This is a genomic window from Cupriavidus necator (genome assembly GCF_016127575.1).
GTDB lineage: Bacteria > Pseudomonadota > Gammaproteobacteria > Burkholderiales > Burkholderiaceae > Cupriavidus > Cupriavidus necator_D.
This window is the reverse complement of the sequence record NZ_CP066018.1, coordinates 3,876,390-3,891,314: the sequence shown is the minus strand read 5'-3', so window position 1 is coordinate 3,891,314 and position 14,925 is coordinate 3,876,390. Positions and strand designations below refer to the sequence as shown.

Annotated in this window: 15 protein-coding genes; 13 read left to right on the top strand and 2 right to left on the bottom strand. The window is 68.3% G+C overall.

Annotation, left to right across the window (positions count from 1 at the left end):
- The first annotated feature begins 61 nt into the window (after positions 1-61).
- The 12 genes from I6H87_RS18330 (at position 62) to I6H87_RS18275 (ending at position 11,710) form a co-directional block, all read left to right on the top strand.
- On the top strand, positions 62-934 hold the full coding sequence (locus I6H87_RS18330; RefSeq protein WP_011615140.1) for a branched-chain amino acid ABC transporter permease: 873 nt from the start codon (positions 62-64) through the stop codon (positions 932-934).
- Positions 935-949: 15 nt separating this feature from the next.
- Positions 950-1,915, top strand: coding sequence for a branched-chain amino acid ABC transporter permease (locus tag I6H87_RS18325; protein ID WP_010810031.1), 966 nt, complete (start codon positions 950-952; stop codon positions 1,913-1,915).
- Positions 1,916-1,925: 10 nt separating this feature from the next.
- On the top strand, positions 1,926-2,693 hold the full coding sequence (locus tag I6H87_RS18320) for an ABC transporter ATP-binding protein (protein ID WP_011615141.1): 768 nt from the start codon (positions 1,926-1,928) through the stop codon (positions 2,691-2,693).
- The gene (locus I6H87_RS18315; protein WP_011615142.1) at positions 2,686-3,399 is read left to right on the top strand and encodes an ABC transporter ATP-binding protein; all 714 of its coding nucleotides are present in this window, start codon (positions 2,686-2,688) and stop codon (positions 3,397-3,399) included. Before I6H87_RS18320 ends, I6H87_RS18315 begins: the two co-directional genes overlap by 8 nt.
- A gap of 46 nt (positions 3,400-3,445) precedes the next feature.
- Positions 3,446-4,138: an isochorismatase family protein gene (locus I6H87_RS18310; RefSeq protein WP_010810028.1), complete on the top strand. Its 693-nt coding sequence runs from the start codon at positions 3,446-3,448 to the stop codon at positions 4,136-4,138.
- 1 nt (position 4,139) lies between these two features.
- Positions 4,140-5,066: a polysaccharide deacetylase family protein gene (locus tag I6H87_RS18305; protein WP_011615143.1), complete on the top strand. Its 927-nt coding sequence runs from the start codon at positions 4,140-4,142 to the stop codon at positions 5,064-5,066.
- Entirely contained in the window at positions 5,066-6,010 is a 945-nt protein-coding gene (locus I6H87_RS18300) for a polysaccharide deacetylase family protein (RefSeq protein WP_010810026.1), read from the top strand. Before I6H87_RS18305 ends, I6H87_RS18300 begins: the two co-directional genes overlap by 1 nt.
- The gene (locus I6H87_RS18295) at positions 6,007-6,966 is read left to right on the top strand and encodes a hydroxymethylglutaryl-CoA lyase (RefSeq protein ID WP_011615144.1); all 960 of its coding nucleotides are present in this window, start codon (positions 6,007-6,009) and stop codon (positions 6,964-6,966) included. Before I6H87_RS18300 ends, I6H87_RS18295 begins: the two co-directional genes overlap by 4 nt.
- Before the next feature lie 16 nt (positions 6,967-6,982).
- Entirely contained in the window at positions 6,983-8,173 is a 1,191-nt protein-coding gene (locus tag I6H87_RS18290; protein WP_011615145.1) for a CaiB/BaiF CoA transferase family protein, read from the top strand.
- The gene (locus I6H87_RS18285; RefSeq protein WP_011615146.1) at positions 8,170-9,591 is read left to right on the top strand and encodes a 3-isopropylmalate dehydratase large subunit; all 1,422 of its coding nucleotides are present in this window, start codon (positions 8,170-8,172) and stop codon (positions 9,589-9,591) included. The genes I6H87_RS18290 and I6H87_RS18285 overlap by 4 nt, the downstream gene beginning before the upstream one ends.
- A gap of 1 nt (position 9,592) precedes the next feature.
- Positions 9,593-10,219, top strand: a complete 627-nt coding sequence (leuD, locus tag I6H87_RS18280; protein ID WP_010810022.1) for a 3-isopropylmalate dehydratase small subunit — start codon at positions 9,593-9,595, stop codon at positions 10,217-10,219.
- Positions 10,220-10,537: 318 nt separating this feature from the next.
- Entirely contained in the window at positions 10,538-11,710 is a 1,173-nt protein-coding gene (locus I6H87_RS18275; protein WP_011615147.1) for a porin, read from the top strand.
- Positions 11,711-11,751: 41 nt separating this feature from the next.
- On the opposite strand, the gene I6H87_RS18270 is transcribed toward I6H87_RS18275, so the two are convergent.
- Positions 11,752-12,273 carry an O-acetyl-ADP-ribose deacetylase gene (locus I6H87_RS18270; protein WP_010810020.1) on the bottom strand — a complete coding sequence of 174 codons (522 nt, stop codon included), beginning with the start codon at positions 12,271-12,273 and terminating at the stop codon, positions 11,752-11,754.
- 76 nt (positions 12,274-12,349) lie between these two features.
- Positions 12,350-13,498: an iron-containing alcohol dehydrogenase gene (locus I6H87_RS18265; protein WP_010810019.1), complete on the bottom strand. Its 1,149-nt coding sequence runs from the start codon at positions 13,496-13,498 to the stop codon at positions 12,350-12,352.
- 335 nt (positions 13,499-13,833) lie between these two features.
- Here I6H87_RS18265 and I6H87_RS18260 point away from each other — a divergent pair, with 335 nt between their 5' ends.
- Positions 13,834-14,856: an alpha/beta hydrolase gene (locus tag I6H87_RS18260; protein WP_011615148.1), complete on the top strand. Its 1,023-nt coding sequence runs from the start codon at positions 13,834-13,836 to the stop codon at positions 14,854-14,856.
- Positions 14,857-14,925 lie beyond the last annotated feature (69 nt).

Sequence of the window (14,925 nt, the reverse complement as noted above, 5' to 3'; positions counted from 1 at the left end):
GCTACGGTCGGGAAGCCCGCTTCCCGACGCTGGACTCCTGTTGCCGCGAGGAACGCATTACATGTTCGATATCCCGATACTCTGGGCCTCCTGGCTCAACGGCCTGACCACCGGGGCGATCTATGCCCTGGTCGCGCTGGGCCTGACGCTGATCTACGGCGTGCTCCATATCGTCAACTTCGCCCACGGCGCCGCGCTGATGGCGGCGCTGTATGGCGTCTATTTCCTCTTTACCCGGCTCCATGTCGATCCCTACGCGGCGCTGCTGGTGATGCTGCCGGCCATGTTCGCCGCGGGCTACCTGCTGCAGCGCCACCTGATCGCGCGGGCAAGTCGCGGCAACGAGCAGAACGTGCTGCTGGTCACGCTGGGCATCTCGATCGTGCTGGAGAACCTGGCGCTGTACCTGTTCCGCTCCGACACCTACACCATCGACACGCCCTATGCGCTGTCCACCGTCGAGCTGCTGGGTGCATCGATCGCGCTGCCCAAGGTGATCGCCTTCGCCGGCGCACTGTTGGCCTGCGGCCTGCTGATGCTGATGATCCGGCGCACCACGCTGGGCCGCGCCATCCGCGCGGTGGCCAGGGAAAAGCAGGGCGCGCGCGTGGTCGGCATCGATGTCGAGCGCGTCTATGCGCTCAGTTTCGGCATCGGCCTGGCCTGCCTGGGCGCGGCCGCCTGCTTCCTGCTGCCGGCCTACTACGTCAATCCGCGCGTCGGCGACGGCTTCGTGCTGATCGCCTTCACCGTGGTCGTGCTGGGTGGCATGGGCAGCTTCGCCGGGGCGCTGTGGGGCGGCCTGCTGATCGGCGTGGTCGAGTCACTGGGCGGCCTGTGGCTGGGCGACAGCCTGGGCCAGGTCGGCATTTTCCTGATCTTCATCCTGGTGCTGCTGTTCCGTCCGCAGGGCCTGTTCGGCGCGAAGGCGTGACTCGAGGAGCCTGACATGAATCGAATTTCTTCTCTTCCCACGCTCGGCTGGATCGCCATCGTTCTGGCCGGCTTTGCCGCGGCGCCGCTGTGGCTGTCCTCCGGCTTCGCGCTGAACCTGCTGGTGATGGTGCTGCTGATGACGCTGATGGCGCAGTCGTGGAACATCCTCGGCGGCTTTGGCGGGCAGTTCTCGTTCGGCCACGCGGCGTTCTTCGGCACCGGCGCCTATGCCATGGCGATCTTGCAGGTCGCGTTCGGCATGAATGCGTGGCTGGCGCTGGTGCTGGCGACCGGCGTCGGCGCGCTCGCCGGCGTCGGCGTGGGCGTGCTGTCGTTCCGCTACGGGCTCAAGGGTTCGTACTTCTCGCTGGCGACGCTGGCGGTGGCCGAGGTGCTGCGCATCGTGGCCAATGCGGTCGGTTTTACCGGTGCCGGTGCAGGCATGCAGTTGCCGTTGCAGCCCGGTGCCTTGCATCTCCAGTTTGCCGGCAAGGCTGGCTACCTCTGGTTCATCCTGACGTTCGTCGCCGCGGGCCTTCTCCTCTCGTGGTGGCTGCGCAGGTCGCGCTTCGGTGCCTGTCTGATGGCGGTGCGGGACAGTGAGGACGCGGCGAAGGCGCTCGGCATCGACGTGCTGCGCGTCAAGTTGGTAGCCATTGCCATGTCCGCGGCGCTGATGGCGGCGGCCGGCGTTTTTTATACGCAGTACCTGCAATACCTCGATCCGCATATCGCCTACGGTCCGGCCTTTTCGGTGGCCGCGCTGGTTGGGGCGGTGATCGGCGGCACCGCCACGGTGTTCGGCCCGCTGCTCGGCGCGCTGGCGCTGCAGCTGCTCAACGAGCTGACGCGCAATGCGCTGGGCGATGTGCCGGGCGTGAGCCTGGTGATCTACGGCGCGCTGCTGGTGCTGATGGTGATGTTCCTGCCGCAGGGCCTGGCCGGGGCGGCCGGATCGGTGCGCAAGGCGAGGGCATAAGGCAAGGGAAATGACGATGCAGACCATACTTTCGACCCACGGACTGTCGATCCGCTTCGGCGGCCTGGCGGCGGTGCAGGACGTGAACCTGTCCATTGCGCGCGGCCGCATCACCGGCCTGATCGGCCCCAACGGCGCCGGCAAGTCGACCCTGTTCGGCATGCTGTCCGGCTTCCTCGCGCCCACGCAGGGCACGGTGGAGCTGGAAGGCCGCACCCTCAACGGGCTCGCGCCTCATGTCATCTGCCGGCTCGGGCTGGCGCGCACCTTCCAGATCGTGCAGCCGTTTGCCGGGCAGACCGTGCGCGAGAACATCGCGGTCGGCGCGCACCTGCATGTGCGCGGCCGCAATGTGGCGCTGGCACACGCCGATGAAGTGGCCCGCCGGGTCGGGCTGGAAGACCAGCTGCACAAGAGCGCTTCGAGCCTGACCGTGGCCGGGCGCAAGCGCCTGGAGCTGGCGCGCGCACTGGCCACGCGGCCGCGCGTGCTGCTGCTGGACGAGGTGCTGGCCGGGCTCAACCCCGGCGAAATCGCCGCGATGATCCCGGTGGTGCGCGGCATCTGCGACGACGGCGTGACCGTCGTGATGATCGAGCACGTGATGCAGGCGGTGATGAACCTGGCGCAGGACGTATTCGTGCTGGCCGGCGGCCGGCTGATCGCGCAGGGTTCGCCCGCGCAGGTGACGCGCGACCCGCAGGTGATCGAGGCCTACCTGGGCCACGGCATGGCGCAGCGCATCGGCGCGCAGCAGGAGGCGGCCGCCCATGCCTGAGACCCTGTTGTCGGTGCAAGGGCTGCACAGCGGCTACGGCGAGGTGCAGGTGCTGCACGGCGTCAGCGTGGAGGTGAATCGCGGCGAGATCGTGGCCCTGCTGGGCGCCAACGGCGCCGGCAAATCGACGCTGATCAACACGGCCTGCCGCCTGGTGTCCGGCACCTCCGGCACGGTCCGCTTCGACGGGCGGGACGTCAGCCGGGCCCGGCCGCAGGACATCGTCGGCGCCGGACTGATCCAGGTGCCCGAAGGGCGCCGCATCTTCCCCAACCTGACCGTGCTGGAGAACCTGGAGCTGGGCGCCTGCCGCCGCGCCACGCGCCAGCTCAAGGCCAACCTGGAATGGGTGCTCGATACCTTCCCGCGCCTGCGCGAACGGCTGGGCCAGCGCGCCGGCACCATGTCCGGCGGCGAGCAGCAGATGCTGGCCATCGGCCGCGGCCTGATGGGCGATCCGCGCCTGCTGATCCTGGACGAGCCCTCGCTCGGGCTGTCGCCGCTGATGGTCGAGGAGATGTTCGGCCTGGTCCGCCGCCTGCACAAGGAAGGACTGTCGATCCTGCTGGTCGAGCAGAACGTGGCGCTGTCGCTGGAAATCGCCTCGCGGGCCTACGTGCTGGAAAACGGCGAAGTCAGGTTCTCCGGTACGCCCGGGACGCTGCTGGCAGCCCCTGAACTGCGGGCCGCTTACCTGGGCGTGTGAGCGTACCCATCCAGCAATCAGAGAAGCAAAGAACGGAGTCAAACCGATGGAATTGTCAGACAAGACCGCGCGCCAGATCTGGCAGGAGGTCAGGGCCAACCCCAGCCGGGCGCGCTTCGGCTTCGGGCGCAAGGCGGTGCTGGTCAATATCGACCTGCAGAACGCCTACACCTGCACCGACCGCTTCAAGACCGCGTACGAGACCGATCCCGCGCAGCTGGCGCATATCAACGGGCTGGCGCGGCGCTTCCGGGCGCTGGGCTGGCCGGTGGTGTGGACGCGGGTGGCGTACATGGCGTCCGGCGAGGATGCGGGCATCTGGGGCACCCGCACCGATACGCCGGATTCGCTGCAGAACATCAAGCATGGGTCGGAGCGCGCGCAGTTCGACAGCCGCGTCGACGTCGATCCGGTGCGCGACGTGGTCTATTGCAAGAAGATGCCGTCGGCGTTCTTCGAGACCCAGCTGCAGTCGTTGCTGGTGTGGCACCAGGTGGATACCGTGGTCATCACCGGCGGCTCCACCTCGGGCTGCGTGCGCGCCACGGCGGTGGATTCGCTGTCACGCGGGTATCGCACCATCGTGCCGGAGCAGTGCGTGGCCGACAAGCATGAGAGCTACCACTTCGCCAACCTGACCGACCTGATGCTGAAATACGCCGACGTGCTCGACGTGCTCGAGGTGCAGAACTGGCTCGAAGACCAGCATGCCATGCTGCACACCGCGAAGGGGGACTGACATGCGTGAAAGCCCCGGCTACTACGACTACTGGCCCTACCAGGACCGCCCCAGGATCAGCTGGCCGGGCGGGGCACGGCTGGCCTTCTGGGTCGCGCCCAACATCGAGTTCTACGAACTCGACCCGCCAGGCAATCCGCACCGGCGCGCATGGCCCCATCCGTACCCCGCGGTGCCGGGCTACTCGATCCGCGACTACGGCAACCGCGTCGGCCATCAGCGCCAGATGCGGCTGCTGGACAAGTACGGCATCCGCGGCTCGGTGTCGCTGTCGGCGGCGCTGTGCGTGCATCACCCCGAGATCGTGGCGATGTGCATGGAGCGCGAGTGGGAGTTCTTCTCGCACGGCATCTACAACACGCGCTACACCTACGGCATGTCCGAGGAACAGGAGCGCGAGATGATCCGCGAGTCGATGCAGATCATCGAGGACTGCACCGGCAGCAAGCCGGCCGGCTACCTGGCGCCAGCGCTGTCGCACAGCGAATCGACTCTGGACTTGTTCGCCGAACTGGGCGGCCGCTATACCTGCGACCTGTTCCATGACGACCAGCCCACGCCGGTGCGCGTGCGCGGCGGCCAGCGCTTTATCTCGCTGCCGTACTCGCTGGAGATGAACGACACCATCGCCTACGTGGTGAACAAGGCCGAGCCGCGCCGCTACGGGCAGATGCTGAAGGACTGCTTCGACCGGCTCTATGCGGAAGGGGCCGAGTCCGGCACCGTGATGTGCATCCCGACCCATAACTACCAGGTCAGCTGCCCGCACCGGCTGCGCGCCTTCGAGGAAGCGCTGGAATACATCACTGGCCACGCGGATGTCTGGGTCACCACCGGCCGCGAGATCGCCGATTACTACCTCGAACATTGCTACGACACGGCCGCGGCTGCGATTGCCGCAGCCAACCCGGTGCGGAGGGCGTGCTGATGCCACGCGACCATCAAGCCCCGCAATACCCGCACCGCCGCGCCGGCATGGACCACGACCGCTATGACTGGTCGATGCTGGCAAGCCGCGCGCCGGTGCGCTGGCCAGGCGGCAAGACGCTGGCCCTGTGGGTCAACGTCAGCCTGCAGTTCTTCCCGCTGAACCCGACCGGCAAACCGGTGGCGGTGCCGGGCAACATGACCATGCCGTATCCGGACCTGCGCCACTACACGCTGCGCGACTACGGCAACCGCATCGGCATCCACCGGATGCTGCGCGGCTTCGACCGCTACGGCGTGCGCCCGACCTTTGCCATCAATGCGCGGCTGGCCGAGCTGTATCCGTCGCTGCTCGCCACGGTGAGCGAGCGCGGCGACGAGATCATCGGCCATTCATGGAGCATGGACACCGCACACGCCGGCGGCCTGGATGAAGCCGTCGAGGCGGAAGTCGTCCGGCGTTCGCTGGACCGGCTGCGTACGCTCAGCGGGCAAGACGTCCGCGGCTGGCTCAGCCCCGGCAAGCTGCAGAGCGCCAATACGCCGGAGCTGCTGCGCGCCAACGGCATCGAGTACCTGTGCGACTGGGTCAACGACGACATGCCTTACCCGTTCCGCACGCGCCACGGCAAGTTGTGGGCGATGCCGCTGTCGACCGAGCTGGAGGACCGCTTCGTGCTGATGGAGAACCTGCACCCGGAAGCATCGTGGGCGCGGCAGGTGAAAGACGCCTGCGACCTGCTGCTCGACGAAGCGCGCGAACAGGGCGGGCGCATCCTCGCGCTGTCCGTGCACCCGTGGGTGCTGGGGCAGCCGCACCGGATCCGCTACCTGGAAGCCGCGCTCGAATACGTGATGGCAAGACCTGAAGTCTGGAGCGCGGGCGCGGGCGAGATTCTCGCGGCGTTCGCGGCACAGGATTCCCAACCACAGGAAAACCCATGACAGCAAACATGCAGAACATCGACGTACTGGTCAGCGAAGTCGGCCCGCGCGACGGCCTGCAGATGACCCGGCGCGTGATGGCGACCGCGGCCAAGAAGGCCTGGATCAGCGCGGAAGCCGCCGCCGGCGTGCGCGAGATCGAGGTCGGCTCGTTCGTTCCGGCCACGGTGCTGCCGCAGATGGCGGACACGGCCGAGGTGGTGGCGCACGCGCTCGGCATCGGCGGGCTCACGGTGGCGGCACTGGTGCCCAACTACGTGGGCGCCGAGCGCGCCATCGGCGCCGGCGTGCACAAGCTCACCATCCCGGTGTCGGTCAGCGAGACGCACAGCCTGCGCAACGTCAACCGCACCCATGAGCAGATGCTGCGCGAGGTCCGGCGCATTGCCGAACGCATCCGCGCCTTGCCGGCCCATGCGCGGCCGCGCTTCGAGGCGGGGCTGTCGACCGCATTCGGCTGCACGCTGGAAGGCCCGGTCGCCGAGGCGCGCGTGGTCGGGCTGGCCGAAGCGCTGATGGACGCGGGCTGCGACGAAGTCGGCTTGTCCGACACCACCGGCTACGGCAATCCGCGCCAGGTGCGCAGCCTGACGCTGGCGGTATGGCGCGCGATCGGGCAGCAGCACCTGAGCGGCATCCACCTGCACAACACGCGCGGGCAGGGGCTGGCCAATGTGCTGGCGGCGATCGACGTGGGCCTGACCACGGTCGATGCCTCGCTGGGCGGGCTCGGCGGCTGTCCGTTCGCGCCCGGCGCGAGCGGCAATGTGGTGACGGAGGACCTGGTGTTCCTGCTCGAGTCGATGGGGCTGCGCACCGGCATCGACCTGGAGGCGCTGTTCCGCGTGCGCGACATCGTCAGGGCCAACCTGGCGGACGAACCGCTTTACGGGCACACGCCGGAGGCCGGCCTGCCCAAGGGCTTCGTGCCTGCCGTCCTGGCGGCGTGGCAATGATCAGCAGGAGCGACGGATGACAACAATGGAAAGGCCGCTGGTTGGCCTGAAGGTAGTCGAATTCACCCACATGGTGATGGGGCCGGCGATCGGCATGATCCTCGCCGACATGGGCGCGGAGGTGACCAAGGTCGAGCCGCCCGGCGGCGACAACACGCGCCGGCTGGGGGGCTCGGGCGCGGGCTACTTCGCCATGTACAACCGCAACAAGCAGAGCCTGTGCGCGGACCTGAAGTCGGCAGCGGGCAGGGACGCCGTGCGCAGGCTGGTGGACAGCGCCGACGTGGTGATCGAGAACTTCCGTGCCGGGGCGATGGACGAGAACGGCTTCGGCTACGGCGTGCTGGCGGCGCACAACCCCGGCCTGATCTACTGCTCGGCCAAGGGCTTTCTTGCCGGCCCCTACGACCGGCGCGTGGCACTGGACGAAGTCACCCAGATGATGGGCGGGCTGGCCTATATGACGGGCCTGCCGGGCAAGCCGATGCGCGCCGGCGCCTCGGTGATCGACGTCACCGGCGCGATGTTCGGCGTGATCGCCATTCTCGGCGCGCTGCAGGAACGGCACCGGACCGGACGCGGGCAGCATGTGTGCAGCTCGCTGTTCGAGACCACGGCCTTCCTGGTCGGCCAGCACATGGCACAGCAGGCCGTGACGGGCACGCCCGCTCCGCCGATGACGGTGCGCAGTTCGGCGTGGGGGGTTTATGACACCTTCGAGACCATGGAAGGCGCCCCGGTCTTTGTCGGCATCGTCAGCGACACGCAGTGGCGCAAGTTCTGCGAGGCGTTTGCACTGGCCGACTTCATCGGCGACCCCACCCTGGACCGCAACGACGGACGCGTGCGGCAGCGGCCGCGCGTGCTGGGCGCGCTGGCGCCGATGTTCCGCAGCTTCGGCAAGCAGGAACTGATGGCGAAGCTGGAAGCGTGTGGCCTGCCGTTCGCGCCGATTTCCCGGCCCGAAGACCTGTTCGACGATCCGCACCTGAACGCGGGCGGCGGGCTGGTGCCGGTGACGCTGCCCTCGGGCCAGCAGGTGCGGCTGCCGGCGCTGCCGATTGCGATGGACGGGCGGCGCTTCGACGTCTACCGCGACCTGCCGCGCGCCGGCGAGCATTCGCGCACGGCACTGCTGGCCGCGGGCATGAGCGGCGACGCCATCGACACGCTGGAGAGTGAGCGCGCGATCGGAGCGCAGCGATGAGCGCCATGTCCCAGGGCCGGACCCTGTTCGACAAGATTTGGCAGGCGCATGCCATTGCCGAACTGGACGGCGCCAGCCTGCTGCATATAGACCGCGTCTTCCTGCACGAGCGCACCGGCAGCATCGCGCTGAGCTCGCTGCGCGCGGCCGGGCGGCGCGTGCGCGCGCCGGCGCTGGCGTTCTGCACCATGGACCATATCGTCGATACGCGGCCCGGGCGCAACGACAGCACGCTGATGCCGGGCGGCGAGGCCTTTATCACCAGCACGCGCGACAGCGCCAGGCGCGAGGCCATCCGGCTGTTCGATATCGGCGATCCCGGCCAGGGCATCGTCCATGTGGTGTCGCCGGAACAGGGCATTGCCTTGCCCGGCACCACCGTGGTCTGTCCCGACAGCCATACCTGCACGCAGGGCGGCCTGGGCGCGCTGGCCTGGGGCATCGGCTCGTCCGAGGCGGAACATGCGCTGGCGACGCAGACGCTGCGCGTGACGCGGCCGCGCACCATGCGGGTGTCGTTCGACGGCGCGCTGCCAGCGGGCGTCGGCGCCAAGGACCTGATGCTGTGGCTGATCGCACGCTACTCGGCGGCGGGCGCCGGCGGCCATATGCTCGAATTCGGCGGCAGCGCGGTGCGCAGCCTGCCGGTCGAGGCGCGCCTGACGCTGTGCAACCTGGCGGTGGAGTTCTCGGCGTTCTCGGGCATTGTCGCGCCCGACGACACGGTCTTCGAATACCTCGCCGGCCGGCCGTATGCGCCCGCCGGTGCGCAGTGGGAACCAGCGCTGTGGCACTGGCGCAGCCTGTACAGCGACGCCGACGCCGTGTTCGACCGCGAGCTGTCGGTGGATTGCAGGCAGCTGGCGCCGATGGTGACCTGGGGCACCAGCCCGCAGCACGGCGTGGCCGTCGACGGCGCCGTGCCCAACCCCGCCATGGCGATCGATGCCGATACGCGCCAGGCCATGGAGCGCGCACTGTCCTACATGGACCTGCGTCCCGGGCAGCGGATGGCGGACATCGCCATCGATGCCGCATTTATCGGCTCCTGCACCAACAGCCGGCTGTCGGACCTGCGCAGCGCGGCCGGTGTGCTGGCCGGGCGTAAGGTGGCGCCCGGCGTGACGGCCATCTGCGTGCCGGTTTCCAGCGCCGTCAAGCGCGCCGCCGAGGCCGAAGGGCTGGATCGCGTGTTCCGTGAAGCGGGATTCGAGTGGCGTGAATCGGGTTGCTCGATGTGCTTCTACGCCGGCGGCGAAAGCTTCGGCCACCGGCAGCGCGTGATCAGCAGCACCAACCGCAATTTTGAAAGCCGCCAGGGCCCGCAGACCCGCACCCACCTTGCCGGCCCGGCCACGGTGGCGGCATCGGCCGTGCTGGGGCGCATCGCCGACCCGCGCCGGCCGCCAGGAGCCTGAGATGGAGCCGTTTACCATGCATCGCGGCGTGGCCGCGCCGCTGCTGCGCATCAACATCGACACCGACGCCATCATCCCGTCGCGGGAAATGAAGCGCGTCTCCAGGCACGGGCTGGCCGAGGGCCTGTTCGCCGGCTGGCGCTACCTGGCGGGGACGGACCGCAGCCCCGATCCCTTGTTCGTGCTGAACCAGCCGGAGTACACCGGGGCGTCGATCCTGCTGGCCGGAAGCAATTTTGGCTGCGGCTCCTCGCGCGAGCATGCGGTGTGGGCGCTGAAGGAGTTCGGCATCCGCGCCATCGTTGCGCCCGGCTTCGGTGCCATCTTCCACAACAACTGCGTGCGCAACGGCCTGCTTCCGGTGGTGCTGCCGATGGCAACGGTGCAGGCACTCGCCGACGACTGCGCCGCAGCGCCGGCCACGCGGCAGGTGACGGTCGACCTCCGGCAGCTGGAAGTGGTGTCGCCAGCGGGCGCGCGGTACGGCTTCACGCTGGGCAGCGAGCAGCGGCAGATGCTGCTTGAAGGGCTGGACCCGATCGCGCTGACGCTGAAGCTGGCGTCAAGCATCGACGCGTTCCAGGGCGCGGACCGGTTGCGCCGGCCCTGGATCCATTTCGATGGCTAAGGCGCGGCGGCTGTCGGGCGGGACGGCCTGACGCGCATTCCTGCCTGCGTCTCGTCGTTTTCAAAACGCGCGGCGGTTCTTGGTTCTGATTTTTCCAGGGGTGGATGTTCGGCTTTGCGCCAGCGGCGCAAAGCCGTGCTCACGGCGTGAGCGGCTTTGTCACGCCCATCGCCAGCGAAACGCGGGCGGAATCCCTCAGCAGGTGTCGTTGCAGTGGTTTTCGAAGGCAGTTCCGGGAGGGCCCGCACCCAGTCGGCGCATATGCGAGGGACGCGAATCAACAGGTGCGGCAACAAATTCAAAGACGGAGGAAACAGAATGAAAAAGCAGCTTGCAGGTTTTGCATTGATCGGCGGATTCGCGCAGATGGCTTGCGCACAGGGCAGCGTGACCCTCTATGGCGTCGTCGATGAAGGCCTGACCTACAACAACAACGCCGGTGGCCATCACCAGTTTGGCCTGGTCAGCGGCGTGATCCAGGCCAGCCGCTTCGGCCTGCGCGGCAGTGAGGACCTGGGCGGTGGCATGAAGGCGCTGTTCGTGCTGGAAAACGGCTTCGACGCCAGCAGCGGCAAGCTGGGGCAGGGCGGCCTGATATTCGGGCGCCAGGCGTACGTCGGCCTGTCCGGCAACTACGGCACGGTGACCATGGGCCGCCAGTACGACTCGGTGGTGGATTTTGTCGGTCCGCTCAACATCGGCGCGCAATGGGGCGGCTTCTACAACGCCCACCCCGGCGATATCGACAACCTGAACAACTCCGCCCGGGTCAACAACGCCATCAAGTTCCGCAGCCAGAACTACGGCGGCCTGAGTTTTGGCGGGGTCTACAGCCTGGGCGGCGTGGCGGGCAGCCCGGCGCGCAACCAGATCTGGTCGCTGGGCGCGGGCTATGGCAGCGGGCCGTTGCTGCTCGGCATCGGCTACCTGAACGTCAGGAACCCCAATACCTCGTTCTACGGCACCGGTGTCACGGCCAACACCACCGGCTCGGCACCGTTGAACACGCTGACCAATATCGGCTCGCCGGTGCAGTCGGGCTACGCGTCGGCGCGCTCGCAGGAAGTCTTTGCCGCGGGCGCAGCGTACAGCTTCGGCGCGGCCACGGTCGGGACCACGTACTCCAACACGCGCTTCAAGGACCTGGGAGACCTGTCGTCCGGCCCGAATCCGTTCGGCTATCGCGGCACCGCGACCTTCAACAATGTGGAAGTCAGCTTCAAGTACCAGGTGACGCCGGCATTGCTGATGGGCGTGGCCGCGGACTATGCCAGGGGCAGCGGCATCAATGACGCCAGCTACCGGCAGTTCGTGCTGGGGGCGGACTACAGCCTGTCCAGGCGCACCGATGTCTACGCGATGGCGATCTACCAGAAGGCCTCGGGAATCGATTCCACCGGCAAGCGCGCGGTGGCCGCGATCAACGGCGTGCGTCCGTCGGCCGATGACAGCCAGGCGGTGTTGCGCGTGGGCCTGCGCCACAAGTTCTGACGCAGGCGGTGGAGATCGCGGGGCATGCCCCGCGATCCGTCTCAGGACAAGCGCTCGCGGTACAGGCGGTAGTTCTCGTCGTCGAAGCAGACGAAGGTGACCTGCTCGATCTCCGGCGCCGCGGCCAGCGCCTCGCGCACCGCGGCGATGGCGATATCCGCCGCGCGCTCGCGCGGGAAGGCGTAGATGCCGGTGCTGATATTGGGAAAGGCCAGCCTGCGCAGGTGGTGCTGCGCCGCCAGCCGGATGCTGTTGCGGTAGGCGTTGGCGAGCAGTTCGTCCTCGCCCTGGTCGCCGCCTTGCCAGACCGGCCCGACCGCGTGGATCACGTATGGCGCCGGCAGGTGGCCGCCGGTAGTGATCACCGCCTCGCCGGTGGGGCAGCCGCCCTGCGTGTCGCGGATCGCGCGGCAGGCCTCCTTGATCGCGGAGCCGCCTGCCCCGTGGATGGCCCCGTCGACGCCGCCGCCGCCCAACAGGCCGCTATTGGCCGCGTTGACGATGGCATCGACTTCCATCCGGGTGATATCGCCATGGACTACCTGCAAGTGCTCGCCGCTCATGTTGTCTCCTGCGCTGTGGAGGGAGGGCCGCCGGACAGCCGCTTGGTCGGTCTGACCGGCGGGAAGCCGCTGTGTGCTACATGGACTGCTCAAGCATACGCCGATAATCCGCGGCGCTGGCTTCTTTCGGGTTGGTCTTGTGGCAATGGTCGACCAGCGCACCGGCAATCACCTTGTCGAACATGTCCTCGGTGACACCCATCTGACGCAGCCCGGTGGGCAGGCCCAGGCGCACGGTCATGTCGTGCACGGCCTGCGCGATATCGGCGCCGTCGGGCAGGTGCATGGCGCGGCGCAGGCGTGCGTAGCGGTCGTCGCGCACCACCGTGGGCGCATCGGCGTTGAAGCGCAGCACCGCCGGCATCACCACCGCGTTGAGCGTGCCGTGGTGCAGGCCGGTGCGGCCGTCGATCTTCAGCCCGCCCAGCGGGTGCGACAGCGAATGCACGCAGCCCAGCCCCTTCTGGAACGCCATTGCGCCCTGCATCGACGCGCTCATCATGTTCAGGCGTGCGTCGCGGTCCTGACCGTCGCGGGTGGCGCGTTCGATATGGCCCCAGCCGCGCTCCAGCCCGTCCAGCGCAATGCCGTCCGCGGGCGGGTTGAAGGCGGGGGCCAGGAAGGTCTCGATGCAGTGCGCGATCGCATCCATGCCGGTGGCCGCGGTCAGCCCGGCCGGCAGCCCCAGCGTCAGTTCCGGGTCGCAGACGGCGGACTTGGGCAGCAAATGCCAGGAATGGAAGCCCAGCTTGCGGCCGTCGTCCAGGATGATGATGGCGCCGCGCGCCACCTCGCTGCCGGTGCCCGAGGTGGTGGGCACCGCGATCAGCGGCGCCGCCTTGTCGGTGATCCTGGCGCTGCCGCCTTCGATGGTGGCATAGGTGGTCAGCTCGCCCTCATGCGTGGCCAGGATGGCGATGCCCTTGGCGAGGTCGATCGACGAGCCGCCGCCCACTGCCACCAGCCCGTCGCAGCCGGCCTCGCGGTATTGTGCGGCGGCCTTGCGCACCATGGCCTCGGTCGGGTTCGACGGGGTTTCATCGAATACCGCAACCTGCAGGCCCTGCATTGCATCGATGGCACGCTGCGCCACTCCCGCGGCGACCACGCCCTTGTCGGTCACCAGCAACGGGCGGCGGATGCCGATGCGCTCGCATTCGGACTTGAGCAGGCTTACCGCGCCGAAATCCAGGTGGATGTGGGTCAGATAGTAGATAAACGCCATGTTTGCTTGTCTCCTGCCGGGATCTGCCGCCAAATTGTCTTTTGCACGGGCCTGGAGCGGATGCTCGCCAGGCCCGCTGTCTTGGGTTTCAATGGACCTGCACTACTGCGTTTCCGGAGCCCTCGGGACCGCTTCAGCCGATCATCGCGCAAAAACTTGCCGCGTGGCAGGCTGACAGCGACTTTTCGGGGTTATCTCGTACTGCCGGGCACCTGGAACATCTGGCATCATACTAAAATCGAACGATCGTTCACAATTCGAACTTGTCCCGATGCGGGCGACGCGCAGAACTTCTGCACGCCGCTGGCACCGGCTCCGGATCCGCGTCATTCCCTATGTCCGCCGCACCGTCTTCCAGCCCTGATGCGCCCGCCACGCCCGGCCTGCCGTCCAGCCCGCTCGACCCGCAGGTGGCCGCGCTGCTGGAGCTGATCGCGCGCGCCAAGCGGCCGCCGATCCACGCGATGGAGCCCGAGGACGCCAAGATCGCCTACGAGAAAAGCGCGCCGATCCTCGATATCAACCCGCCGCCCGTGTATATGGCGGAAGACCTGCTGGCGCCGGCGCGCGACGGCCACGCCATCCCGCTCAGGCTGTACACCCCGCGCGAGGCCAGCTGGACCGAGCCGCTGCCCTTGCTGGTGTATTTCCATGGCGGCGGCTTCACGGTCGGCAGCGTCGATTCGCACGATCCGCTGTGCCGGCTGCTGTGTGGCCAGGCGGACTGCATGGTGCTGTCGGTGGACTACCGGCTCGGGCCGCAATGGCGTTTCCCGACGGCGGCCAACGACGCCTTCGATGTGCTGCACTGGGTCTTCGCCGAAGCCGGCCGGCTCGGTGCCGACCCGGCGCGCATCGCCGTGGGTGGCGACAGCGCCGGCGGCACGCTGGCCGCGGCGTGTGCCGTGGAGGCCCGCAATGCGGGCCTGGCGCCCGTGCTGCAGTTGCTGATCTATCCCGGCACCTGTGCACGCCAGGACACGCCGTCGCACCGCGCGCTGGCCGATGGCTACCTGCTGACGGCGGACATGATCCGCTGGTTCTTTGCCCAGTACCTGGACCAGGAAGCCAGCCGCGACGACTGGCGTTTCGCCCCGCTGGATGGCGGCGGCGCCGGCGCCGAGGTGCGCGGCACATGCCCGGCCTGGATCGCCGTGGCCGGCTACGATCCGCTGCATGACGAGGGTGTGGCCTACGCGGAGAAGCTGCGCGCCGCCGGCGTGGCCGCCACGCTGGCGGACTACCCCGGCATGATCCATGATTTCTTCAAGCTGGGCCGGTTCGTGCCGGCGGTGGCGCAGGCACATGCCGAGGCCGTTGCCGCGCTGCGCGCCGCGTTCGGCACACCGCACAACTAGACCAGCAGCCACGGTCAGGGCCGCACCGGCCCCGGCCTTCCATTTTCAGCAGTGACTTGCAGCACAAGG